General features: G+C 65.7%; 28 protein-coding genes and 2 pseudogenes. 18 read left to right on the plus strand and 12 right to left on the minus strand.

Annotated features, from left to right (window positions below; translation table 11 throughout):
• Window positions 1-236 precede the first annotated feature (236 nt).
• Genes E1294_RS16920 through E1294_RS16950 form a run of 7 tightly spaced genes read left to right on the plus strand, consistent with a single transcriptional unit; the run spans window position 237 to window position 7080 of the window.
• A complete protein-coding gene (locus E1294_RS16920; RefSeq protein WP_132509480.1) occupies window positions 237-1355 on the plus strand; it encodes a hypothetical protein in 1119 nt (372 codons plus the stop codon).
• A complete protein-coding gene (locus E1294_RS16925) occupies window positions 1352-2614 on the plus strand; it encodes an MFS transporter (protein ID WP_132509481.1) in 1263 nt (420 codons plus the stop codon). Before E1294_RS16920 ends, E1294_RS16925 begins: the two co-directional genes overlap by 4 nt.
• Entirely contained in the window at window positions 2611-3408 is a 798-nt protein-coding gene (locus E1294_RS16930; protein WP_132509482.1) for a multinuclear nonheme iron-dependent oxidase, read from the plus strand. Before E1294_RS16925 ends, E1294_RS16930 begins: the two co-directional genes overlap by 4 nt.
• Window positions 3401-4027 (plus strand): hypothetical protein, encoded by a 627-nt coding sequence (locus E1294_RS16935; protein WP_132509483.1) that lies wholly within the window; start codon window positions 3401-3403, stop codon window positions 4025-4027. Before E1294_RS16930 ends, E1294_RS16935 begins: the two co-directional genes overlap by 8 nt.
• Entirely contained in the window at window positions 4015-5874 is a 1860-nt protein-coding gene (locus E1294_RS16940; RefSeq protein ID WP_132509484.1) for a RiPP maturation radical SAM C-methyltransferase, read from the plus strand. The genes E1294_RS16935 and E1294_RS16940 overlap by 13 nt, the downstream gene beginning before the upstream one ends.
• Window positions 5871-6503 carry a DUF5825 family protein gene (locus tag E1294_RS16945; RefSeq protein ID WP_132509485.1) on the plus strand — a complete coding sequence of 211 codons (633 nt, stop codon included), beginning with the start codon at window positions 5871-5873 and terminating at the stop codon, window positions 6501-6503. The genes E1294_RS16940 and E1294_RS16945 overlap by 4 nt, the downstream gene beginning before the upstream one ends.
• A 1-nt stretch (window position 6504) precedes the next feature.
• Complete coding sequence (locus E1294_RS16950; RefSeq protein ID WP_132509486.1) at window positions 6505-7080, plus strand: flavin reductase family protein; 576 nt, start codon at window positions 6505-6507, stop codon at window positions 7078-7080.
• 13 nt (window positions 7081-7093) lie between these two features.
• On the opposite strand, the gene E1294_RS16955 is transcribed toward E1294_RS16950, so the two are convergent.
• Window positions 7094-7486, minus strand: coding sequence for a VOC family protein (locus tag E1294_RS16955; protein WP_132509487.1), 393 nt, complete (start codon window positions 7484-7486; stop codon window positions 7094-7096).
• Window positions 7487-7535: 49 nt separating this feature from the next.
• Window positions 7536-7685 (minus strand): hypothetical protein, encoded by a 150-nt coding sequence (locus E1294_RS52755; protein WP_165977325.1) that lies wholly within the window; start codon window positions 7683-7685, stop codon window positions 7536-7538.
• Window positions 7686-7887: 202 nt separating this feature from the next.
• Here E1294_RS52755 and E1294_RS58075 point away from each other — a divergent pair.
• The 3 genes and pseudogenes from E1294_RS58075 to E1294_RS16965 all read left to right on the plus strand — a co-directional run.
• Window positions 7888-7977: pseudogene (locus tag E1294_RS58075) on the plus strand (sigma factor); the annotation flags it as partial.
• A gap of 254 nt (window positions 7978-8231) precedes the next feature.
• Complete coding sequence (locus E1294_RS58080; protein ID WP_425465209.1) at window positions 8232-8690, plus strand: sigma-70 family RNA polymerase sigma factor family protein; 459 nt, start codon at window positions 8232-8234, stop codon at window positions 8688-8690.
• A 35-nt stretch (window positions 8691-8725) separates the two neighbouring features.
• The gene (locus E1294_RS16965; RefSeq protein ID WP_132509488.1) at window positions 8726-9133 is read left to right on the plus strand and encodes a VOC family protein; all 408 of its coding nucleotides are present in this window, start codon (window positions 8726-8728) and stop codon (window positions 9131-9133) included.
• A gap of 501 nt (window positions 9134-9634) precedes the next feature.
• On the opposite strand, the pseudogene E1294_RS16970 reads toward E1294_RS16965, so the two are convergent.
• From E1294_RS16970 to E1294_RS17000, 6 genes and pseudogenes are all read right to left on the minus strand, one after another.
• Window positions 9635-9715 (minus strand): annotated as a pseudogene (locus E1294_RS16970) (hypothetical protein); the annotation flags it as partial.
• A 315-nt stretch (window positions 9716-10030) separates the two neighbouring features.
• Complete coding sequence (locus tag E1294_RS16975) at window positions 10031-10948, minus strand: hypothetical protein (protein WP_132509489.1); 918 nt, start codon at window positions 10946-10948, stop codon at window positions 10031-10033.
• A complete protein-coding gene (locus E1294_RS16980; RefSeq protein WP_132509490.1) occupies window positions 10945-12042 on the minus strand; it encodes a DUF262 domain-containing protein in 1098 nt (365 codons plus the stop codon). Before E1294_RS16980 ends, E1294_RS16975 begins: the two co-directional genes overlap by 4 nt.
• Window positions 12043-13165: 1123 nt before the next feature.
• Entirely contained in the window at window positions 13166-14137 is a 972-nt protein-coding gene (locus E1294_RS16990; protein ID WP_132509492.1) for a BsuBI/PstI family type II restriction endonuclease, read from the minus strand.
• Window positions 14134-15594 (minus strand): Eco57I restriction-modification methylase domain-containing protein, encoded by a 1461-nt coding sequence (locus E1294_RS16995; protein WP_165977327.1) that lies wholly within the window; start codon window positions 15592-15594, stop codon window positions 14134-14136. The genes E1294_RS16990 and E1294_RS16995 overlap by 4 nt, the downstream gene beginning before the upstream one ends.
• A 535-nt stretch (window positions 15595-16129) precedes the next feature.
• Complete coding sequence (locus E1294_RS17000; RefSeq protein ID WP_181958510.1) at window positions 16130-16858, minus strand: XRE family transcriptional regulator; 729 nt, start codon at window positions 16856-16858, stop codon at window positions 16130-16132.
• A gap of 154 nt (window positions 16859-17012) precedes the next feature.
• On the opposite strand from E1294_RS17000, the gene E1294_RS17005 reads away from it, so the two are divergent.
• The 3 genes from E1294_RS17005 (at window position 17013) to E1294_RS17015 (ending at window position 18462) form a co-directional block, all read left to right on the plus strand.
• Window positions 17013-17366, plus strand: a complete 354-nt coding sequence (locus E1294_RS17005; protein ID WP_132509494.1) for a hypothetical protein — start codon at window positions 17013-17015, stop codon at window positions 17364-17366.
• Window positions 17350-17820, plus strand: a complete 471-nt coding sequence (locus E1294_RS17010) for a winged helix-turn-helix domain-containing protein (RefSeq protein ID WP_132509495.1) — start codon at window positions 17350-17352, stop codon at window positions 17818-17820. The genes E1294_RS17005 and E1294_RS17010 overlap by 17 nt, the downstream gene beginning before the upstream one ends.
• 84 nt (window positions 17821-17904) lie before the next feature.
• Window positions 17905-18462, plus strand: coding sequence for an HD domain-containing protein (locus E1294_RS17015; RefSeq protein ID WP_246083065.1), 558 nt, complete (start codon window positions 17905-17907; stop codon window positions 18460-18462).
• Here E1294_RS17015 and E1294_RS17020 read toward each other — a convergent pair.
• Genes E1294_RS17020 through E1294_RS17030 form a run of 3 tightly spaced genes read right to left on the minus strand, consistent with a single transcriptional unit; the run spans window position 18440 to window position 20178 of the window.
• Window positions 18440-18931, minus strand: coding sequence for a GNAT family N-acetyltransferase (locus tag E1294_RS17020; protein WP_132509497.1), 492 nt, complete (start codon window positions 18929-18931; stop codon window positions 18440-18442). The two genes, E1294_RS17015 and E1294_RS17020, sit on opposite strands and share 23 nt — an antisense overlap.
• 27 nt (window positions 18932-18958) lie before the next feature.
• On the minus strand, window positions 18959-19435 hold the full coding sequence (locus E1294_RS17025; protein WP_132509498.1) for an NUDIX hydrolase: 477 nt from the start codon (window positions 19433-19435) through the stop codon (window positions 18959-18961).
• Between the two features lie 2 nt (window positions 19436-19437).
• Window positions 19438-20178 carry a helix-turn-helix domain-containing protein gene (locus E1294_RS17030; protein ID WP_132509499.1) on the minus strand — a complete coding sequence of 247 codons (741 nt, stop codon included), beginning with the start codon at window positions 20176-20178 and terminating at the stop codon, window positions 19438-19440.
• A 152-nt stretch (window positions 20179-20330) separates the two neighbouring features.
• On the opposite strand from E1294_RS17030, the gene E1294_RS17035 reads away from it, so the two are divergent.
• The gene (locus E1294_RS17035) at window positions 20331-20546 is read left to right on the plus strand and encodes a hypothetical protein (protein ID WP_132509500.1); all 216 of its coding nucleotides are present in this window, start codon (window positions 20331-20333) and stop codon (window positions 20544-20546) included.
• Window positions 20543-20734 carry a hypothetical protein gene (locus tag E1294_RS17040; protein WP_132509501.1) on the plus strand — a complete coding sequence of 64 codons (192 nt, stop codon included), beginning with the start codon at window positions 20543-20545 and terminating at the stop codon, window positions 20732-20734. Before E1294_RS17035 ends, E1294_RS17040 begins: the two co-directional genes overlap by 4 nt.
• On the opposite strand, the gene E1294_RS17045 is transcribed toward E1294_RS17040, so the two are convergent.
• Window positions 20694-21068, minus strand: a complete 375-nt coding sequence (locus tag E1294_RS17045) for a winged helix-turn-helix domain-containing protein (protein WP_132509502.1) — start codon at window positions 21066-21068, stop codon at window positions 20694-20696. The genes E1294_RS17040 and E1294_RS17045 overlap by 41 nt on opposite strands.
• A 110-nt stretch (window positions 21069-21178) precedes the next feature.
• Here E1294_RS17045 and E1294_RS17050 point away from each other — a divergent pair, with 110 nt between their 5' ends.
• The 3 genes from E1294_RS17050 to E1294_RS17060 all read left to right on the plus strand — a co-directional run.
• On the plus strand, window positions 21179-21508 hold the full coding sequence (locus E1294_RS17050) for an SCO3933 family regulatory protein (protein ID WP_165977328.1): 330 nt from the start codon (window positions 21179-21181) through the stop codon (window positions 21506-21508).
• A complete protein-coding gene (locus E1294_RS17055) occupies window positions 21501-22829 on the plus strand; it encodes an FtsK/SpoIIIE domain-containing protein (protein WP_132509503.1) in 1329 nt (442 codons plus the stop codon). Before E1294_RS17050 ends, E1294_RS17055 begins: the two co-directional genes overlap by 8 nt.
• 20 nt (window positions 22830-22849) lie before the next feature.
• A partial coding sequence (locus E1294_RS17060) for a DUF2637 domain-containing protein (RefSeq protein WP_132509504.1) occupies window positions 22850-23308 on the plus strand: 459 nt, incomplete at its 3' end.

A 23308-nucleotide genomic window follows, 5' to 3' on the forward strand; every position in this document is an offset into this window, starting at 1 on the left:
AGGGCGAAATCCATCGCTCGACATAGCGAATTCCGAGAGGAGGTGCACCATGAACAAGTCGACCGAGGCGAAGACGATTCAGCCTAAGCCGGTGGTCTTCACCAAGAAGTCGGTGGGGGCCGCGAAGAACCTCGCAATTGCGGGTTGCATGATGAATTACTGATTCCCGGGCACCCGGCGCCTGCGTTCCCGGCGGCGCCGGGTGCTCATCCAAACGCACCGAAGGACACTTTCCGATGACCGATGTCGGCGGCGCCTACGCCCTCCGACGCTGGCTGCCGCTGATAGCGCCTGCGCCGGGCCGGGACGCGCCTGTTCATCTCCAGCATGCGATCCACCTGGCCTCGGGCGATCTCGGTGAACACCGGTTGCCCTGGTCCTCGATCATGTATCCGGCGAATGTGCGCTACAACGCCTGCCGGTCGTTCGGCCTCGACCCGGATTTCGGCGCCTGCGCCGAAGAATTCGATGCAGCGCCGTTGCGGACGTTGCAGGCCGATCTCGACCGTCTCGGCGAGCTTCCTCCGTCCCGGATCGCGGCCGTGATCGCCACCCTCAACTGCCTTTCCGAGCAGCGCCTGCTGCCGGACATCATCGAGCGGCTGCCAGACGGCTACGCCGACCGCGACGGCGGCATGATGTGGTATCAGGCCACGCGAGGCCTGCGGCAACTCGGCGGATACGACGAGTTCGTCGAGGACCGGCTCGCCCGGGTCGGCCTGGAGTCCACCCCCGACGTCGGCCTCAACTCGCTCATCCAACTGACCTCCACCTACCTGCGGGTCGCCCGGGATGCCGACCGCGCCCGCTGGTCTCTGGAAGCGGCGGAGAAGGCGCTGGCGAGCCTGGGCTCCGACACGCTGTTCCTCAACGCGCTGCTGGAGTCCCGATTCCACCGCGTCCGGGCGCTGCTGCAGATCCGGATGGGTGAGCCGGTGTCGGCCATTTCGACCATGGCGGACTGCGTGCGGGCCGCGGAGGTCGCGACCACGCTGTCGGCGGAAATGTCGCCGTATTCAGGCCTGCTGGCGGCCGAGAACTACAAGATCGTCTGCGAGTCGCAGATGAAGCTCGCGGGGATCCTACGGAATGCGGATGATCTGTACCGCTGGGCCACCGAACTGATCAGAGTCGATCCCCTTGAGGTCATGACGTGGCGCCACGTGGGCGAGTCGTTGATCTCGATCGGTGCGACCGCGGCCGCGGGCCGGGTGACGCTGCTGTTCGCCGCGATGGGCGGGCACGGCATCGAGCGACTGACCGGGCGACTGCGCGAGACGACGGCTGCGGTCGTCAGCACGCCCCCCTCCTTTGACGAGACGCTCGACCGGGCCGCGCTCGCCCTGCTGCCATGACAAGGACCGGAACGAAGGGCGACACGAGGACCGGCACTGAGACCGGCACTGAGACCCACGTCGCCGGCACCCGGGTGGTCCACATCGGCACCTGCGTGACGATGCTGGCGGCCATCACGGTGGGCGGGCGGATCGCGGACGCGGCCGTCCTGATGGCGGCAGCGGTGCCCGGATCGGCGATCAGCCTGAGCGTGATAGGCCTCGCCGCCGGGGTCCCGTTCCTGCTCGCCGGCGGAATCGGGCGGCTGCTCCTGCTGGCGCGGCTCAGCCCGCGAGCGGCCATCCTGCTGGGCTCCGCGCTCGGCGCACTGGCGGGCGTGGCCCTGGCCACCGGGCTCGCCGACGCCGGCGCTCGCCCGTTCTTCGTGTACGCCCCACTCACTGTGGTGACCGTCGCGAACATCATCGTCAACGCGACGTGGATGAGCAGCCTGCCGGAAATCCTTCCTGACCTCACCCGCCGGCGCAGGACGATCGGCATCAGCGCGACCGTGACCTCCGCCGGCGCCGCGGCCGGTCCGGCCATCGCCGGCCTGTCCTTCGGCTTCCTCGATCTGAGCGGCCTGTGCCTGGTGTACGCGTCGGCCAGCGCGGCCGGCGGCATCGCCATGGCCGTCGCGATCGGCGCGCTCTCGCCCGCGGACGGACCGGAAACGACCGGCGCCGGCCGGCCTGGCAGGTTCGGCGGTGTCCGCGACATCGTGCGCTCGCGACGGGCCCGCGGTCCGGTTCTCGTTCAGGTCTCGACCAATCTCATCGTCTTCGGCGTGATCTACAGCCTGCCGGTCCGAGCCGTCCAGGAGACGTGGCCGCCTTCCTGGGTCGCGATCGGCATGGCCGCCCTGATGTCCGGAACCATCGCGGGGTCGCTTCTCGCCACCGTGGCGCCGAGCCACCGCCTCTATGCCACGGCACTTCGCCTGGAACCCCTCTTCCGGGCGATCATGTTGCTGCTGTTCGCGTTCGCAGCCGACGGATATCCGGCGTGGCTGTGTCTGTTCCTCTTCTCGCTCCCGCAGGGCTTCGGCCGGGTCGCCCGCCAATCGATGATGACCGAGGAGTTCGGCGCGACGAACCGGTTGCAGGTGATGGCGACCTATCGCGGCATGCTGGGGGCATCGATGGTCATCGCCCCCTTCGTCATGGAACGCGGTGTCGATCTCATCGGCACGTTCGGCTACACCCTGAGCTGTGCCGTGGCTCTGACGACGCTGTTCATCCTGCAGGTCGTCGACGCCCCGAAGGGAGAAAGGCTATGACCGCCGGCTTGAACGTGACCTGCCCGGAGAGCTGGAAGATCGCCCATGGTGCCGGCGTCGAGCTGCGACCGGCCGTCGGGTTCTTCGAACTCCTGCTGGACAACTTCCTCCATCTCGAACCACGCGACGTCCGCGCCGAGATCGGCGACGTACCGATCAGCATCCACATCATGAACTCTGGCTGGGCCAACCGCGATCCGCGCGGGCTCGCCGACCTCGCCGCCCGTGTCCGGGACTGGTGCGCGAGCTTCGAGGTGCTCTACGTCTCGGATCACCTTCTGGTCACCGCCGACGAACACGGGCGCAGGCTGCCGATCGTGCGTGAGATCGACTACGCCGACCCGTCTGTCGCCGGCCGGGCGGCCCGGTGGCAGGAGCTGCTCGGCACGACCCTGCTGCTGGAGAACTTCGCCTCGGAGTCCCCGCGCGGGGACGGGCAGGTGTCGTACTTCCGGGAACTCTGCGAGCAGCACGGCATCCGGATCCTCTTCGACGCGAGCAATGCGTTGATCGCCGAGCAGAACGGCGGTGACCGTTGGGACCTTTGGGGCGAGCCCGGGGTGCGCGCGTTCGTGGCGGCCGGACACGTCAGCGGGTTCAGGCCCTCCGACCTCGACCCGGCCATGCTGGTCGACACCCACGACTGCCCGCTGGACGAACGCTCACGGTCGCATGTGCACACGATGAAACAGCAGGGCTGGTTGCCGCCCACGATGGTGGTCGAACGCGAGAGCGTGCTCGATGCCGCATCCTGGCTGGCGGACGTGCGATGGGTCGGTGAGCTCTATGCCTGACCCCCGGTCCGCTTCCGATCCCCGGTTCCGTACGTTCTGGGGCGGCGTTCCCGACACCGGCACGCCGTCCGTCCGGCGACGCGCCCGGGTGATCGCGGCACTGACGCTCCGGAGCCTGCGCCGTGACGTCGAGCTCGCGATGCCGAGCCTCCCCCAGGTCCGTGACGCGAGGTGGGAACGGGACTTCGGCAAATTCCTGGACGCGGCGCTGGCCGAGGGGATGGAGCTCGGCTGGCGGCTGCCGCTGGAGCTCTGCGGCTACCTGCGCCTCGACGATCCGGCGGTGTGGGCGGAGGCAGCCTCCTGCGCGATGCTCCGGTGGTTCACGATGGGCGATCCGTACCAGCGCTGGATGATGCTCTCCTGCCGCGACGCCGGGGCCGAACTGTGCATGGGGCTTCGACGCGGCGGGCTCGCCGACGACAACGACATCTACACCGCACCGTACGAACACCTCTGGCCGGCCCCGTTCGCGATGGCCACGGGCACCTCGACCACCCCGGAGGTCCCCGGCTCGTCCGACGGCTGGCGGACCTTCGGCTACGGCCTGACGGCCCGGCTCCCCCTGTCACGGAACACCACACGACCCGAAGGAGGTGCCCCACGATGCCCAAGATGAAGGTGTGCCTGGTGTCCATGCCATGGGCGCAACTGGACCTGCCCTCTCTGGCGCTCGGCGTCCTCACGTCCGTCTGCGAACGGACCGCCTGCGTCGAGCGGGTGGACGTCGAGTACGCGAACATCGCCTGGTACGAGTTCCTCGCCGAGCGACTGGAGTACGACCCGGACCGGTATGAGGTCCATTCGCTGCATTCCTACTTCTCGGGCGCGGGTGACTGGATCTTCTCGTCGGCGCTCAACGGCGTGGACTGGAACACGCCGGATTTCGCGACCTATGCCGAGAACTGGGGTCTCGACGTCGATGAATGCGTGACGCTGCATCGCCTGGCGCCGGAGTTCATCGACCCGCTCGCCGAGCGGATCGCCCGCACCTGCCCGGACGTGGTCGCAATCTCGAGCGTCTTCCAGCAGAACATCGCGAGCCTGGCTCTCGCCAAGGCACTCAAGCGGCTGAAGCCGGATCTGATCACCGTGTTCGGCGGGGCGAACTGCGACGGCGTCATGGGTGAGGCGGTGGCCAGGAACTTCGACTTCGTGGACTATGTCGTCCGGGGTGAGGGCGAGGATGCCCTTCCGCGGCTCCTGGAGGGCCTGCACCGCTCGGATCTTTCCGCGGTGAGGGCCGTCCCCGGCCTGGTCGGCCGGCACGACGGCGAGCTGTTCGCCAATCCGATGCGATCGGGGTTCGTGCCGCCGGGGCGGATCCCGAGGCCGGACTTCGATGCCTTCTTCGAGCGTTTCGCCCGCAGCCGGGTCGCCGAACACCACTCGCCGAAACTCGTGCTTGAGGCCAGCCGGGGCTGCTGGTGGGGCGAGCGGCACCACTGCACCTTCTGCGGCCTCAACGGCTCGATGATGACCTTTCGCAGCAAGTCTCCCGGATCCTTCGTCGACGAGCTTGTGGAGCTCGCGGAGCGACACCAGTGCCTGAATGTCTACGCCGTGGACAACATCCTGGACCAGGGCTACATCGGCACCGCGATGACCGATCTGGCCGCTCGCGATCTGGACCTGCACGTGATGTTCGAGGTCAAGGCGAATCTCCGGCACGATGACCTGCGGACGCTCAAGGACGCCGGCGTGGTCTGCGTGCAACCCGGAATCGAGAACCTCTCCTCCCGCGTGCTGCGTCTGATGGACAAGGGCGTGTCGGGCGCGCAGTGCGTACGGTTCCTCCGCGACGCGGACGAGTTGGGGATGACGGTGTTGTGGAACTATCTCTACGGCTTCCCCGGGGAGCGGGATCGCGACTACACCGACGTGCTGGAGTCGGCCGAGTCCCTGGTCCACCTGCCTCCTCCCGGATATGTCGGGCGGATCCTGCTGGAACGCTTCAGCCCCTACTTCAACGATCCGGCGTTGGGACTGCCGAATCGCGGGCCGCACTCCCGCTATCGGATCTCCTATGACCTGCCGCTCACAGAGCTCGACGATCTCGCGTACGTCTTCCGGTCGCAGGCGCAGGGCATCGCCGCGAAACCGGATGTCGCCGGGCGCGTATCCGGCTTCGCCGACTACTGGCGGAAGGTGTTCCCCGAGTCCTCCCTCGTGCACTATTCGAGGATCGACGGCTCCTACCTGATCGCCAACAGCAGACCGAATTTCGCGTGGAGCACGCACATCCTGACGGATCCGCTGGAGAGAGCGCTGTACGCGGCGCTGGAAGCACCACGCCGACGCGGGGAGATCGCCAGGCGCGTCGGAGCGCCCGAGGCCGAGGTCGAGAGCCTGCTCTCCGACTGGACCGAACGGGGGCTCTGCTTCACCGACGACAGCGGTCTGATCGTCCGCCTCTCGACCGCGGGCGTCGATCCGGCCACCAGCAGAGTCGAGGTGCCCTCATGATCAGTGCGACCTACGCGGTGCGGCCAGAGCAGCTGACGACGGACGGCCCGGACCTGGGGCTGCCACCTCCCAATACCGTCCCGCAGGACGTCCCCGACGTGGCGGCGTTGTGGAAGGCGGGCTATCGTGCGGTGTTCGTCGACGGCCGCGATGGCACCGCGGCGGCCGATCTCTGCCGCCTCCTGGCCTCGCTCCGTGACCTCGAATCCGCGGGGTTCCGGGTCCGCTGGGCCGCGCCTGCGACGCTGCTCGACCGGGTCCCCGACTGGACGCTGCTGACCCACCTGCCGGCTCCCGAGTCGGGACTGGACGACAGGACCCAGGCCGAGTGGCGCGCCCTGTATCGCTTCGGCCGGCTGCGCTGGTTCAAGGGACCGGGCTTCATCAAGATCCACGACCAGCGGTGCGACGCCGGCCTGGTGCTGACCCTCACCGATCACGTGCATCTCCACTTCGTCGAGCGGGCATCGGGCACCAGCGTGTTCCGTCCCGACGTGTCGTGGTACGCCGACGAGGCGATCGAGGTGTTCCACGACGCGGGCCTCGTGTTGTCCCTCGACGACGATCACGTCTGGCTGGCCGGACGTGTCCGGCGATGGTCCAACCCCTCGCAACTGATGGCGCCTTGAGATGACCGCCGACCTCGCGCCCGCGGACGTCGACTTCCGCCGTACGATGGGCTGCTTCGCCACCGGTGTCGCCGTCGTGACCGTCGGCGGTCCTGAGCCCCACGGCATGACCGCCAACTCGATCACCTCCGTGTCCCTGCACCCCCCGACGATCCTCGTATGCGTCGGACGCAACGCGTCGATGCACGCCCGGCTCATGACGGCCGGCTGCTTCGGCGTCTCCGTGCTCGCGGGAGATCAGGAGCGGTACGCGCGCGCCTTCGCGGACCGCTCGCGGCCGCGCGGGCGCGCGCAGTTCGCCGGGGTGCCGCACCGGCAAGGCCCGCGCACCGGCGCACCGGTGCTCGACGGGACGGCCGCCTGGGTGGAGTGCCAGCTCATCGGCACCCACGCCGTCGGAGACCACTCCATCTTCATCGGCTCGGTGCTCGACCTCGGATTCTCGCGCCGGCCGCCGCTGGTCTTCTGGTCCGGAGGATTCGTACGGCTGCCGGTGGCCATGAACGCGGGCGAGGACACGGACGCAGGCGGGGACACGGACGCAGGCGGGGACACGCCCGGTCCACCGCCTGCGTGAGCCGGCTCGACCGTCAGGAGCCGTACGTGGTGACCTTCCACAGATAGCCGTCCGGGTCGCTGAAGTAGCCGAAGTACCCGCCCCACTCGGCGGGAGCCGCCTCCCTGACCACGCTCCCGCCGGCGGCCACCGCGTTGCGCATCATCTCGTCCACCACTTTCCTGGAGTCGGGGTTGATGTGGAATGAGGCACCGCGGAATCCGGATCCCTCCGGGGAGACGCCGGCGTCCTGTGCCGCCGCCTCCCATTCGTAGAGAGCCAGCTGCGGGGATCCCTCGCCCAGGCTGAGCAGGGCGAATCCCTGGGCGTCCTTGTCGATCTCGCAGCCCAGGCCTTCGGCGTAGAACTTCTTGGCGCGGGCCAGGTCCTTGACGCCGAGCATGATGGCGCTCACCTGTAGTGACATGGTTCTCTCCTGATGGTTGCGAAGGGTTGGTCAGAGGCGTTCCCGGCGGCTACTCCGCGTAGGACTGGCCCGTTCCCTGGGCCGTTCCTTGGGCGCTGTAGCCGAGACTCCAGATGGAGCCGTCCGGGCCCGCGAAGGAGCCGCCGTACCCGCCCCACGGCAAGACGCCCAGGAGGATCGAGCTGACGTACGCTTTCATGCCTTGTCTCCCTGGTCCTCCCTGGCCGAGGTGCGGGCGGGCGGGGACATCCGGGCCGGGCCCGGATGTCACATCGGCGTGGGTTCGCCGGTCAATTGGTATGACAGGCCGCGGCGGAGGAATGTGACCGATGGTTGAGCAGGACTGGCTGAGCGAGCGGTTCGCCGAGCACCAGGACCGTCTGAAGGCGGTGGCGTACCGGATGCTCGGCTCACCCGCCGAGGCCGAGGACGCGGTGCAGGAGGCGTGGCTGCGGGTCAGTCGCGCCGACACCGGCCAGGTGGAGAATCCGGCCGGGTGGCTGACCACGGTCGTCGCCCGGGTCTGCCTGAACATGCTCGAGGCACGCCGGTCCCGGCGTGAGGAGGCGGCCGGCGCGCTGCCGCCCGAGCCGGCCGCGCCGCACGCGGGCATCCACCCGGCAGGCCAGGCCGACCCCGAGGACGAGGCGCTGCTGGCCGATTCCGTCGGTGTCGCGCTGATGGTGGTGCTGGACACGCTGACTCCCGCGAGCGGCTCGCGTTCGTCCTGCACGACATCTTCGCTGTGCCGTTCGCCGAGATCGGCGCCATCATGGACCGCTCCCCGGCGGCGGCCCGGCAACTCGCCAGCCGGGCCCGGCGCCGGGTGCGAGGAGCCACCGGGGCATCCGACACCGCACGATCCCAGAAGCGGGAAATCGTCGACGCCTTCCGGGCGGCCTCCCGGAACGGGGACTTCGCCGCCCTGCTCGAACTCCTCGATCCGGACGTCGTGGTCGGCGAGATCCGCGGCGGCCACGCGGTGGCGGCCTTCTTCACCAGACGAGCTCAGGCCGCCCGGCCGGCACTGGTCGACGGCGTCCCCTCGGCCGTCTGGTCGCACCGCGGCCGGCCGAAGGCCGTCTTCACGTTCACCGTCGGCGACGGGGATGATCACCCGCATCACCATCGACACCGACCCGGACCGGCTCCGCGACCTCGACATCGTCTTTCTCCGAGCCAACGACAAGGGCAGCAGCGATGACCCGTACTCCCCGGCCGGTCCGCAGCGTGAGCAGCATGAATCTCAAGGTCTCGTCTTGCGCTCTCGCCGTCCGCGACCTTGACGAGGCGCTCGGCTTCTACCGTGATCTGCTCGGCTTCGAGGTACGCGATGACGTCGGATCCGGGCGAACGCGGGCGGTGAGCGTCGGGCCGCCGTCGCAGCCGGACGTGCAGATCCTCCTCGAGTCGCCCGGCGCGCACCCGGGTGTCTCGCCGGCCGACCGGCAGGCGATCGAGGACCTGATGGGCAATGGCATGCTGGGCCACCTCGTCTTCGTGACCGACGACTGCGACGCCACCTTCGAGCTCATCGCGGCCGCGGGCGCCGAGGTGATGCAAGAACCGATCAACCGGCCCGACGGCGTCCGCGACTGCGCCTTCCTCGATCCCTCCGGCAACATGCTCCGCTTCACCCAGCCGTGACGGGCGGTCCCGGCACTCGCGCAGGCACGTGCGGGCACCCTCGCGCGCGCGACCAACGTGGCCACCCGGCGGAAGCCCTGGGGCGAACCCGCCGTCCTGAGGCGTATCCCGCCCTTAGGTGAATCCCGCCCTTGGACATATCCGCCGCCCTTGGGCGAACCCCCCGCGGCTGATCGCCCGCTCACGGGCACCACCTCTGGAGGGCCGATATGGCAATACGCCCGCCCGGACGGACAAGATAGGCAAGGCCGGATGCGTGTGATCCGGTACGGGCTCGCCAAGAAGCCCGCGATCACGCCGAGGGCCGCCAGCTCCCCCAGCAAACCGTCCATGAGGGCCAGCAGGTCACCGCGCACGCCCGGTTCCTGCCCGGTCACCCGCTCAGAACTCCAGCCGTCGCACAACGATACGAACGGCTGCATCCCTAAAGGAGAGCCCTTTCCGAAACCAGGAAACCCCGCCTGCCCACCATGGGAGGCGGCGTTCCCACACCTCAACTGCCTACTTCAACAGCTGCCGGGCCATCACCATGCGCTGGATCTGGTTGGTGCCCTCGTAGATCTGGGTGATCTCCGACCCGCGATGTGATCACCTGCGACTACAGCCTGATCATGCTGATGAGCAGCAGTTACTCTTGTGGGCGTCTCGCGTCAGTTCTCGCTGGTGCTGGTCCTCTCACGGAACAGCGACGGAACGAAAGCAAAGCTTGGCGACGGCCGGCGCTGCTTCCTCTGTGCTGCCGACATGGGCGGTGAGACCATGCGAGGCTCAAAAGCGCGTCTCTGCTTGAGCGATCTTGTGCTCCGTCGGACGATCATCCGGCAAACGTGTGGGTGGAGCGCTTCAGCCATGAGAACTCAGGGTCAATCGTGGTTGGTTACTAGGAATCGTTCGGCTCTATGGAAGATCTGGATAGACCCAGTCAATGACCTGCATAGATGAGTTCTGTACTATTACTACTTCAAACTTGCCCTTCGAAGCTAGAATCGCGTTCCTTATGGCGAGTTCTCTATCTTGATTAACATGTGCCGCCCTGTTTTTTCCTTCAAGTATTTCGGCCCAAGTTGCCACGCGTTCTCTCACAAATCGAAACGACAGTCTGCTTGGAGTGATCCATTTGTCGTCGCCAAAAAATGCGGAGTTTGCTAGGTTGATCTGATTGGCTGCTATCGAAATCAAGATATCGAAACTCATCCCGAGTGTCTGTAGCTGATTGGGGACGGCTCTGATCCAGAGATTGGAGACTGGATATGAGGAGCTGTGCGCACTCAGATTCCTTTCGCGCAGCAACCCCACTAGAGTGGTTTTCGGGTCAGGTATGTGAAATCCGGTGCGGCGAGTGACCTCTCTAATTGTCTCCCATGGCTTCTCAACATGAAATAAGCGGAGGGCCCGCTGAACGTCCTCCGCATTCATATTGCTCCCTTCCCATTCCCACATCAATGGCGAAAGGCGAATAGGGCCGGAGTTGGCCGCTAGACTCGCGCCTACCGATCCGGCGAACGCCACGGCCGCCTGAACATCCATCCGGGCCCGCCTGGCTTTCGAATTGGCTACGCTAAGCAAATCCAGCGCAGACGCCCTTTGCAGGTTTTCGGGTAGATCGGAGAAGTGGGCAATACCACTATTGATGTGATCTGCGATCTCAACAAGTCGACTCGAAACGAATGCCTCGAGCAGGTTATAGCTGACGATAGCAAGCCCTCGGCGTAGGAATTCTCCAACTGCATCGCCTCCGCTAACCAGTGGTGTGCCTAGGGATTTCTGTAGTGCCTCAACCCCGCTCAAAAACTCTCGCCGGGCGTCACCGCTCATGACGCACCGTCCAGAAATCGGTTCAACTGCTGAGACATCTCGGTTACCCTAGAATACAGCCGACCTGGGGTGTTGGTGCCGATCCTAACTGCTTCGTCAAAAGACGGCTTGTTAAAAAGAGCATCGGTGGCGCGTACTACTTCAGATCTTCTCCTGACAAGGATCTCGTGGTTAGCGTGGCCAACCTCATGGAGAGCAATCATCTGTGCATCATAAAGGCCTGCAAGTGCTTGATCCCTTCCGGGCCTCTTGAACGCCCTCTCCTGCCAGATTGCCTCGGCTGCGATAATGCAGCTATTGAACTGCTGCTTGTATGACTCTATCTTCTCCGGGGTCGCGAATCTATTATTGGACATGAATTCATCCATGGCGCCTCGCAGATCTCCACGAAATGACTTCCATGAATTGGCGAGGGCGAGAAATCTCAGCACATACTCGGCATCGACCATTTGTCGATACCCTGGAGAACTTGGAGGAATAACTTTGAACTGTTGCCTAAGGAATTCGCTCTGGCCCAGTTCGTAGACGAGGTCGTTAAGCGGACCTCTGTAGGCTACATTGCGGATCTCCTGAGTGTTGAGAATCTCGCCGCCTGTGTTGAGGCGCAAGAAAACTTCATGCTTTAGATCTGGATTGGATTGGCGGAGCAGTGTGGTTGTTCGGAGAGACTTCATGCCGAGCGCATTGCGGATCTCGATTGGAAGCTGGCTATACTTTAGGCCGTTTAGTAGCGGCAGTCGCTCGAGCCCGCGTAGGACGAGATCATCCTGAAAGAATAAGGCGATCGAAGTTAGGCGCTGCTTGCCATCGATGACCGCGTAAGTGCCTGGTTTGGCGGAATCTTCGGCCAGAAAGACCGGGGGCACGGGGATGTTCGACAGGAATGACTCGATCAGGAGGGACTGCTTCTCTGGATTCCACCTGTCGCGACGCTGGAAGTTCGGCGATATATCAATCGCCCCGCCTTCTACAAGATTTGCTAGCGTTAGCAATCCCTGATCGGCGACCTCAAGAACGGAGGCTGACTGGGCCTTTCGGAAATCCTCGATGGCCTTATTTCGATTTGATTCACTGAGCTTCTCGAAGTCAGCCATGAAGCAATCCAATCCATACGGCTAAGCGCATCCTAGAGGCAAACAGTGTAGCCAGGTTGGCAGGTGGAGTCCATCGGTGTTGTGCATGGTTCGTCGAGCTTCGTGCAACGCGTTCGTGGAGCGTGCAGCGGCGAGATTCGGGGTGTGTAATTAGGCATCATTTTCGACCGGACTGGGCGGAAGCGACTGCAGGGCCTGGTCCGACCAACCCATCCGCGTAGCAACCATCTCTGCGTCAGCTCAGGCCCTAGGGGTTCTTGTCGGCGCTCCAGACGAGGGGTTGTGCGGTCAGCCGGCAAGATACGGCTCCGCTTAGAGAACTGCTTATTGACGAACACAGGAACCCTCTCCGGGATGTCCAGTTCCTTCCGCTCTTCAGGCGAAGGCATACGAGCGGTTATCTCCGCTGCGTGCCGTCACAGATACCGCTGTGCCCAGTGCCGAGGCCCGACGAAGGAGGGCCTTGGCGGCGATCGCCCCAGCCCGTGAGATGGGCAACGAAGTCCGCGATCGTCACGGCCTCAGCCCCGTTGCGACGGGGCTGTCATAATCCCGCGCTGCGTCGGTCCCACTGAAACCTTCTCGTAGCCGCGGACCCAGGCCGGAGCGGGTTCAGGTTCGGCGCAGCCGATCGCGTGTGACCCCGAAGGATCGCTGATATCCGCCCGCGCCGGATCTGGGCACCGGCCGCGGTGGTTCAGAGTGCCCGATCCCGTGTGGCCTGTGGGAGGAGTAGTTCGCCGAGGCTGCCCTGACCCTCGTGCTCGCGTTTTGTCGACCCCCTCCGCTACGGTGCGGGCGGGCCGGGATCATCATGAACGGCTCGCCGCTCTTGAACGGGGCCGCGGAGTCCGGCCCGTCCAACATCCGCAAGTGGCCGCTGGAGAACGACCCGTCGAGGGTGGGGCTTGGCGGCGATCGCCACGGCCTCGACCGCACCGGCCCCGTAGCCAGAGGGCGACCGCCGCCGAGCCTCACCAACGCGAAGTCGACATATTCACCCGACAGCGTGCCTAGCGCCGCGTCGATCGTGTCCCTCCTCGATGCCTGCGACACCAACATCGCGCCCATACCAGCCCTGTCACGCGCCGCCGCTCCGACGTCACAAAGACCGGCTGTCGTACTAGCGTTCATAAGGTCCGAGGAAGCGTAAGCCGTTTAGGTGAATCAGATGATCAGGATCGTCCGCCACCCAAGCCTCAGTCTCCCACGCAAGTTCGGGGAGCCATTGGCGCATCGCCTCACGGTTCTCGAAGCAATTTACGAAGACGAGTCCCGCTACAGGCGTTGCGAATAGTTCTCGTAGGCTACGGTGGCGCTCGTCATCGAACGGACCCTTGCTTTTTACGGCCTCCATAAGGAAGAGCCACCCACGGGCTTCGTCGTATAGGACAAGGTCCGGCATTCGCCCGTGGGGATCGAAAGCCAGCCCAAGCGTCTCCTCAAAAATTCTATCCTCGAAGAGAGACTGTTTTCCGCGGGTATCTCCGAGATAGAGCACCTTCGCGTCGGGCGCAAAGCGTGGCACAAACTCCTCGACCATCTTCTTTAGCAGCGGATTCTGCCCGGAGGGAGAGAGTAGGAACGCCTCCCTGTCAGGCAAATCAACAGAGATCATCGCGGCATGGAGGGCTTCCGCCCGCGCTTTAACTGCCTCCGACGCTTCATTGAGAAAGCTAACAAGAGCATTCTCGAAAGCGTCCGTACCATATGACCTGACTGCTCCAACTGCCTCGTCGGACAGGCAGTACTCGTTGAGTTGCGAATTTGTGGCGATATTTTGGTTATCCGGATTGAGGACCGCGAATCCGGTATCAACCCACTGACGCAGGGTTTTCTTGCGGAAATCTTCCCGGCTACCAGTGGCGTAGGGCTTGGCCCAGTGCTCGCCAGACCAGTCCATGATCTTCTGCACGCCGAGACGTGGGGTGGTCGAGTCGGCCCAGCGGTCTCCCGGCTTCAGGCCAGCAAGCGCGAGCAGCGTCACGCCACTGCGGACATTGTATCGCTGTGCGTCGAACCCGAAGCTCTTCAGCAGCGCCCGTGCGGTGTCGATGGTCGCTACCGTCTCGTCGATGTCGTTGCTAGCGGTCACGCGGTGGAGTCTGGCACTTCCGGGAAGAGTTTGGCTACCACGGCGTCCAACGTCTCCTGGTCGGGCAAGCCGTCGGGCGCGGCCTTAGCGAGAAGAACGAGGTCCTCGCGACAGGGGAACGGGAGGCGGCGTAGGTCGCCCGCGTTGACCTGGGTGTGGCCCGAGAATGCTCGGAAGTATCGATCCAATACGGTCGAGTTAAGCCAGAGCATGAGACCGCGGGCAAGGTTTCTCTCGAGCGGACTATTCGATTCATGCAGATAGTTCGTCTTGTTGTCAAATGCAACTCTACTAGGTCCATCCCAGAGTGCAGCTACGATACGTCGGGGATCCTCCTTCGCAGTTTGCCGTTTCACGACAACATACGGACCTTGAGGGAGGAGTTGGCGGATTGCAGCATCGTCGCGGGCAACGAATCCCTGCGGCTTTCTCGCGTTCACTTGTGGCCAATCGATCCCGCCCGATCGAATGTTTGACTGATAAATCATTGGGGTGACGCCGGGGGCGTTGAGGTTATCGGTCAGGTATTGGCGATTGCGAAAATCGACCACCTTTCCTGTGCTGACGTCGATGCCGAGGTCGGACAAAGTGAATCTCGCAGCCGAGGGTACTGATGCTCCTTCGATGAAGTGTACAACTTTGTCATCGTCTTCATCTTGGACAATCGCAGAGAACGGAACAGAGCGTGCGATGGGGACCTCGTCGTGCGCAACCGATTTTGAGAGGGTCACATTGGAAGCTTGGGGTCTCAAACTGAAAACGACAATTACATTTTCTTGCTTTACCTTCGTGTCCGCGAAAACTTTGGTGCGGCTTTCGAATTCGTGGAGAACGTCGAGACTTGCGGTCGATAGTAGCCAGCGGCGGAACGGGCGATAGTAAGTACCGTTTGCCCATGAGCGGGGAACGATAAACACTCCCTGCCCGTCCTCCTTGAGTGAAGCGACTGCTCGTGCCCAAAAGGCCACGTAGACGTTGGGGGTGTCGACGGCGCGCGCTGTCGTTGCAAGCCGTGCGGGCGAATCTGCGGCAAGCTTTCCGTACGGCGGATTGGCGATCACGAAGTCGAAAGGGCCATCCAACTGGGCGCTCTCGTCGAGCAAGTAGTCACCCTCGACCAGGTCGTAGGAGATGCCGTAGACAGCCTGGCATTCCTCCAGAGTGGCGCGTAGGTAGGGCGTGATGAAGGGGTCGGTTTCCACGGCCACGACGTGGACCGCAACGTCGGGGCACTCGGTATGCAGTCGATCAACGAGGGCGGCGGTCAGAGACCCGGCGCCAGCTCCTGGATCGAGTACCCGGACTGTGTCACTGAGATCTTCGACTCGAAGCAATGAGGCCATCAGCGTGGCAGCCTTCACGGGAGTGAAGAACTGCCCGAGCACCGCTTGGGTACTCGGGTCTAGTTTGCCGAGAGCAGCTTGGCGCCGGGTCTCAGTGCTGGTGATCGGATCCACGCGTAGAGCGTAACGGCTCAAGTGAGGAGTGCGCTGACGGGCGACACAAGACAGCGAGGCTCATCGAAGGCCCCACTGGCGGGGCGAAAGTGTCGTCGCTAGCCACGCGAATACTCGATGTCCCACGCCAACTGGCCGGGTCGACTTGGTGCCGACGGCCGAGTTCGTCCACATCGCGCACAGGACGATCTACCGAGTCAGTGGCCGCGGGTCCAGAGGGCTATTGACCGTTGCGGATACGCCGGTAGGTTATGGATGTCTTGCCCCTTCCGCTGGGTCGAGGCTTGGCGGGCCTGGAGTAGAGGGATCTCCTTCGGGCCTGCCAGTGATCTTCCGATTGGAGTCGGTTGCTCGGTGCCCCTCGCGCGTGGGCGGTGCTGGCCGCGACCGGCCGGAGAGCCGCAGCGCGGCCAGCAGACCGTCCGGACGCGCCGCCGACCGCCGCAGGCGGGCGGCCTTGATGACGTGGAGAGAAGTTGCTTTCTGGTCGGATCGTAGCTGTGTCGGGTCGTAGCTGTGTCTGTGGAGGCTTGAGCTACGTGCCGTGAGACTGGGCGCTGTTCCAGATGTGGTTGAAGCTAGTGATGTAGGTGGCTGCGGGCCCTTGGTGGTCGCTGCGGGTGAGGTGCATGACGGGGGCATTGGCTGCTGGTGAGCCGTAGGCGTGAGCGTTGACGAGCAGTTCGTCGTCGGCACGGTAGATGGAGTTGTAGAGGACGGTGCGGTGCAACCGGATCTCGACGCCGTTGACGTTCGCAAGTGGCCGATACAGCATCAGGGCCTTCTTAACCCTGGCTGTCATCACCTCGGCACCGATCCCCTCGTCGGTCCCCCGTACGGCCACTTCCGGCCCCTCGGGGTCGCCCAGGAGGATGCGGACCTTGACGCCAGCCTCGGCTCCTTCAAGGAGAGTGTTGAGGATCGCCGCGTCTTCGGCCAGGAATAGAGCGCTGTAGGCGAGGATGTCGATCTCCTCGCGCGCATTGTCGAAGTGGTTTCGCCAGACGGTCTGGGGGACGGCCCAGCGGTGAGGGTATATCGCGTGGATGCCGTCGGCGAGTGCTTGGTGGCGTGGTGCGGCTTCGGGCCAGAGGTCGGCTTCGTTGACGTGGAGGAGGTCGGCGACGGCCCAGCGGTGGCGGGGGTAGGGGACGCGTCCCTGGAGCCATCGGGTGACGGTTTTGGGGTCGACGGCGAGGGCGGCGGCGACGTCGGTGGAGTTGAGCCGGGCGGCGGCCAGTGCGTAGCGGAGGTTGTTGTTCATGACCGGTCTGTTCCTCTCGCAGAACGACCCTGCTCTGCGACGTTAGCATCAGACGTCCCTAGACGTCCCTAAGTTGTGGTGTTCCTGCCCCCGGCTGCGGGGCGAACCTCGACGCACACGAGGAACCCGCAAGAGGACGTCAGGGAGGCCGAGGGTGCAGACGAGCAAGTCCATCAAGGAGCAGCAACGGGTCTACGCGGAGCGGCTGCTGGTCGCGTTGGGCGAGCAGTTGGACGTGCGGGGTGTCACGCATGTGCTGGTAATCACGCAGGATGGGCGGCCGGCCTTGGACGTGACCGACTGCCGGTGCAGGATGCGGCGGGTGTTCGTGCACCTGCCGTTCTGCTGGTTTTACTGGGGCGATCAGCAAGACGAGCGGGTCTCGTTCCTGCAGATGGCCCCTGCGGTGGACCGGATCGAGCAGGCCGCGCGCAAGGGGTGGCGCGAGGGCGAGCAGGGCGATCTGAGCGTCGACCTGAACAAGATGCTTGATGCCTACCGCGGCTGAGTCGGTGGCGGCGGGGCGGTGGCTGACCGGCGGGCGGGTTTATACCCAGGTTGCTGATCGGCTGCGGGAGCGGATCCGGGCGGGTGAGTTCGCGCCGGGTGATGTGTTGCCGTCGGAGGCGGAGCTGTGCCGGGTGTTCGGGGTGGCGCGGAACACGGTCCGGCGTGGCCTGGCCCTGCTGGAGGAGGAGGGCTTGCTGGTCACGGTCCCGTCCAAGGGGCGGGTGGTGGTCGGGGACAGCCCGGCGGCTCCGTACCGGTATCAGGTGATCGCCGCGCGGTTGCGTGAGCAGATCGAGCGCGGGGACCTCGCGCCTGGTGCGGCGCTGCCCAGTGAGGCGGAGTTGCAGCGGCAGTTCGAGGTGTCGCGGACCACCGTGCGGCAGGCGCTGGCCGTGCTGGAGGTCGAAGGGCTGGTGGTGGTGGAGCATGGCCGGGGGCGGTTCGTCCGGTAGGGAACGCCGGTGAGGCAGGACGTCCCAGGACGTCCAGCCTTGCCCTCTGCTCCGCTTATGTCCCTGATGCCTATCGTGAGCCCTGTGGGACATAGCGAATGGGCATATGGCCTGGCCAAGGACCTGCTGGAGACGGCGTTGCCCCGGCGATGGGCACACACGCAGGGGGTTGCCGAGCGGGCCGAATCCCTGGCCCCGGTCCTGGGCGCGGATGCTGACACGTTGCTGGCGGCATGTCTGTTGCATGACATCGGCTACGCGCCGGACCTGGTCGACACCGGCATGCATCAGCTCGACGGCGCCCGCTATCTGCGCGACGTGGCGGGGGCTGACGAGCGGTTGTGCCGCCTGGTCGCGTACCACTCGTGCGCGGACAACGAGGCCCGGCAGAGGGACCTGTTCGACGTGCTGGCCAAGGAGTTCGACCAGGAACGGCCGGACCTGGCGCGGGCGCTGACGTACTGCGACATGACCACCGATCCGGACGGCCGGCACCTCGATGTGCTTGACCGGCTGGCCGAGATCCATTCCCGGTACGGGCCTGAGCATGTGGTGAGCCGGTCGATCACCGACGCGACCCCGTGCATCGTGTCGTCGGTCCGCACGGTGGAGGCGGCACTCAGCAGTACGCCGCATACATGACTTGCGGTGCGTCGAACTGCATGAACTCATCGACCTTCACCATGTTCAGCGCCTTGAGGAGGCGGATGGAGCGCAGGTTGGCCGCTTGGGTGATGGCGACGATCCGCTCAGTTCCGGCGACGTTGGCGAAGCCCCAGCCGAGCACGGCTGCGCACGCCTCACGCGCGTAGCCGTGTCCCCAGTGCTCGGGCAGGAAGCTGTAGGACAGTTCGAGGTCACCCTGTTCGGTACGCCCGTAGGTGCAGAAGCCCACGACCGTCGCCCCGTCGACAGTGACGGTGAACATGCCACGTCCTGGTTGTGTCTGACGCCGACGCTCCAGCATTTCAGCGGAGATGGGACCACCCAGATAGCGGCGGACCTTCGGGTCCAGCCATGTGCGTTCCATCACGGGCAGGTCATCGCGGGTTGTCGCCCGGATGCTCAAGCGTTCGGTGGTGATCTCTGCTGGGTCAAGCCACGGATCCACGAGTCGCTCCCATCCTGTCGGCCAAGATCAGCCAATGTACGGCGTATCCGTTCCGGCTAGGTAGTGCTCGATCCGCATCCGCATCGACCGGTCCATCGGCAGCGACGTGACCTCGTCCCGGGGCACCCAGTGGACTTCTCGGGACTCCTCGCTCGGGGTCGGCTGGCCGCCCGTGGCGCGGGCGGTCAGGACGATGGAGAACTCTTGGCGGGCCTCGCCGTTGCTGGTGTAGAGGATGACGTGGCGGGGGTCGCTGTAGGTGCCGACCAGGCCCGTGATCTCACACATGACGCCCGTCTCCTCGAACGTCTCCCGGACGGCCGCCGCGGGGATGGACTCGCCCAGGTCGATCGCTCCGCCGGGCACGGCCCAGTTGTCATTGTCGGTCCGGCGGATCATCAGCAGGTCGCCGGCCGTGTTGGTGACGATGACGTTGACGGACGGGACCAGGCTGTTCGGGGCGGGTGCGTCGGGGTCGTCGTAAAAATCGATGCGCCTAGCCATGGTCAGGTCTCCACGGGGACGGCCCCGGCCCAGACTTTTTCGAAGCTGTCGGCGTAGGTGGTGACCATCTCCCCGCCGGCCACTCTGCGCAGATGCAGGACGGGGGCGTTTCCGGCGCGGGTGCCGTACACGTGCATGTTGACCAGGTAGTCGTCGTCGGCCTGGTAGATCGAGTTGTACAGGATCGTCTGGTGCAGCCGGATCTCGAAGTTGTCCAGGCCGAACAGCGGCCGGTAGAAGACCAGGGCGCTGCGGATCTGCGCGGCCATGCTGTCCCCGACGCCTTCGTCGGCTCCGCGCTGCGCGACTTGGGCGCAGTCGGGGTCGCCGAGCAGGATCCGCACCCGTACCCCCGCCCGTGCCTTCTCTCCCAGTAGGCGGACCATGGCGGCGTCGTCGGCGAGGAACAAGCCGCTGTAGACCAGGACGCCGATGTCCTCGGACGCGGCGGTGAACAGACGTCCCCACGCGTCCCGGGGCACGGCCCAGCGGTGTGGATAGATCGCCAGGACTTCGCTTTCGGACGCGGCGACGACCTGTTCACGGGAGAGGGCCTGCGGCCACAGGTAGGTCTCGTCCACGCCCAGGTAGGAAGCGGTGGCGAAGCGGTGTTTACGGTACGGCTCGCGGCCCTTGGTGATCCACCGTTCGACGGTTTTGGGGTCGACCTCGATCGCCTCGGCCAGGTCCGCGACGCTCACGCCCTTTTGCAGCAGGGCCGCGCGTAGCCGTTCGTTCGCCATTCCACCTGCTCCCAAGGACGTCCGGGGACCTGGCCATCGTAGGCCGGACGTCTTGAACATGTCCCGTCGTGTAGTGATCTCGTCCTGACGTTGCGTCGCATCCTCGGTTGCACAACGCCACAACGGCACCAACCGAAGGAGGGGATGCAGCCATGAACAACGAGATCACCATCCCGGGCGAGACGCCCTCGTGCGAGTGCGGCAACGCCCTGGGACACGGCCAGGTCCGATGCTCCAAGTGCCTGGCCCGCAACCGGTGGGCGCGTAAGGAGCGGGCCCGCAACCGCCGCAACCGGCGACGCTCGGAGAACCGGCGTCCTCCGCGCGATCCTCGTGGGCTGGCGCAGGCGGGGGTGACCTGGTCATGATCGCGATTCCGCTGATCGTCGCCGGGGTGCTCGGCGTCGCGCTGCTCGCAGGGTACGTGGCGGTGCTGGTCGGCATCCGCCGGGAGGACAAGCGGCTCAGTCTGCGTCAGGCGCCGGACGGGGCGGCGGCGTCGCTGGCCCGCAAGGTCACCGGCTGCTACGCCCGGGGCGGCGTGTCGTGGACGTAGCCAGCTGCTGTTCGACCTTGGCCAGCCGCAGCGACAGGTCTTGTACGGCGGCGCGCAACTCGGCCACCTCGCCGGCGGGATCGCCGCCGGCCTGCGGGGGTTGCTCTGCGGTGTCGCGGACGAACACGCCCTTGCCCTGCTGGCCGATCACCAGGCCCTCGGTGCGCAGGACGCCGACGGCGAGCTTCACCACCGACAGGGACGCGCCGTACTGCTCGGCGAGCCGGGTGGTGGACGGCAGCGGAGTGCCGGGCGCGAGGGATCCGCCGTGGATCTGCGCGCGCAGGTCGTCGGCGATCTGGAGGTAGCCGGGGCGTCCGGTGTTTTTGACCATCGCCCTTCTATCTCACCACGAATGTTCGACCTGGCCAACCGAGGGAACATTGACAACCGAGCCAACTAGGTTAACTATGTTGCTCACGACGAAAGAGGAGGTCACCGCCCATGCGTTCCATCCCGATCCCCGTGGATATCAGCAAACTCGCCATCACCTGCGTCAAAGCCCCCCGCCCCCGAGTGCTCAACCGCGACACCGGCGAAATCAAGACCGACAAGAACGGCAACACCGTCTACGAAATCACCGTCTCGGTCGAAGACGAATTCGGCCGCATCGAACTCATCAAGATCGGCATCACCGGCGAACCACCCATCACCGTCGGCGACCAGGTCAACGCCGTCGGCCTGCTCGGCTACGTCTGGGAGATCGCCGGCCGATGGGGCATCGCCTACCGCGCCAACGCCCTACTCCCAGTACGGGAGGCCGCCGATGCGTGACACGCTCGAAGTACTCGCAGTCCCCGCAGTCCTGGCCGCCCTCGCGGCCGGGCTGTGGGCCTGGCGCCGCTACCACTACCGCTCGTTCTGGCTGGCCGTCGGCTTCCCGCTCATCGCCCTGTCCGTACGAGCGTCCTGGCGGCGCGTCGCGCTCGGCTGTGGGCTGACCAAGAAGCGCCAACGTTGGTGGTTCACCACCGTCCCCGGAGCGATCGCCTCCACCGGCCTGGTCAAAGTCCGCCGCCGCTTCCAACGGGTCGCCGTCGACACCAAACCATTCATGTGGCTGCCCCTGCCGACCCGGCACGGCTGGCGCGTCACCCTGCACACCCTCGAAGGCCAAACCCCCGGCGACTACGCCGACGCCGCCGAACGCCTCGCCCATTCCTGGGGCATTCACGCCGTACGCGTCTCCTCACCCCGGCCCGGCCGGGTCCTGCTCATGGCCACCATGCGCGACCCGCTGGTCACCGTCGACCAGTGTCCGGTCTCGTCTGACCTGCTCAAGGTGACCGTGGGACGGCTGGAAACCGGCCAGCCGTGGGTGATCGACTTCCGCACGGTGCCGCACTGGCTCAACGCCGGGGCAACACAGTCCGGCAAGTCGAACCTCGCCAACGCCCTGATCGTCGGCCTCGCGCCACAGCCTGTGGCGCTGGTCGGCTTCGACCTCAAAGGCGGCGTCGAGTTCACCCCGTACGCGCCCCGGCTGTCAGCGCTGGCCACCTCACGGGCGGAGTCCGTCGATCTGCTGTGCGACCTGGTCGGACTGATGATCGACCGCATGGGGCTGTGTCGCCAGGCCGGCGCCCGCAACATCTGGCAACTCCCGCCCGCCATCCGCCCCGCCCCGGTCGTCGTCCTGGTCGACGAGCTCGCCGAGCTGTACCTGATGGCCGACAAGTCCGAGAAAGACGAGATCACCAAAACGTCGACCGCGCTGTTGCGGGTGGCACAGCTCGGGCGGGCGTTCGGCATCTACCTGTTCTGCTGCGGACAGCGGATCGGCTCCGACCTCGGACCTGGCGTCACCGCCCTCCGCGCACAGTGCTCGGGGCGGATCTGCCACCGGGTCAACGACCCGGAGACCGCGACCATGACGCTCGGCGACCTCGACCCCGCCGCGCTCGTCTCCGCGCGGGCCATCGCCGCTGAGACGCCCGGCGTCGCGATCGTCGCCGGACAGGACGGCCAGTGGTACCGCGCACGCTCCTTCTACGTCACCGAAGCCACCGCCGAACACGCCGCCCGCACCCACGCCCACCTCACCCCGCCCTGGGAGGAGATCACCGCCCACGTCACCGACCCCGTCAACGCCTGAACCCAAGGGAGGGAGGAACGATGCGACGCTTCGCCTGCCGACTGCTCGACACCGGCCCGGTCCTCGTCCTGGCCGCCATCGCGGGTGCCGGATCGTTCACCCACATCCGCGACACCGCCACCCAGCACGGCCAGACCGGCTGGATGTCCTGGGCCGTCGCCGTCTGCATCGACCTGACCTGCGTCATGGCCGCCCGCGAACGCCAACGCGACAAGCAGCACCACCGCACCCGGCGCGGCCCCGTCTCCTGGCCCGTCCTCGTCCTGACCGGCGGCATCGCCCTGTCCCTGGCCGCCAACCTCGCCCAAGCCACACCGACCGTCTGGGGCTGGATCACCGCCGCCACCCCAGCCGCCGCGTTCCTCATCGCGATCTCGATGCTCGAACGCCGCACCACGCACGCCCGGCCCGAACCATCCACCGCCCCTACGGCGTCGTCCTCGACCGTCCTGGCCCCGTCCCCGGCCCCGCAACTCGTC

The sequence above is a fragment of the Nonomuraea diastatica genome (assembly GCF_004349015.1).
Taxonomy (GTDB): Bacteria; Actinomycetota; Actinomycetes; order Streptosporangiales; family Streptosporangiaceae; genus Nonomuraea; species Nonomuraea diastatica.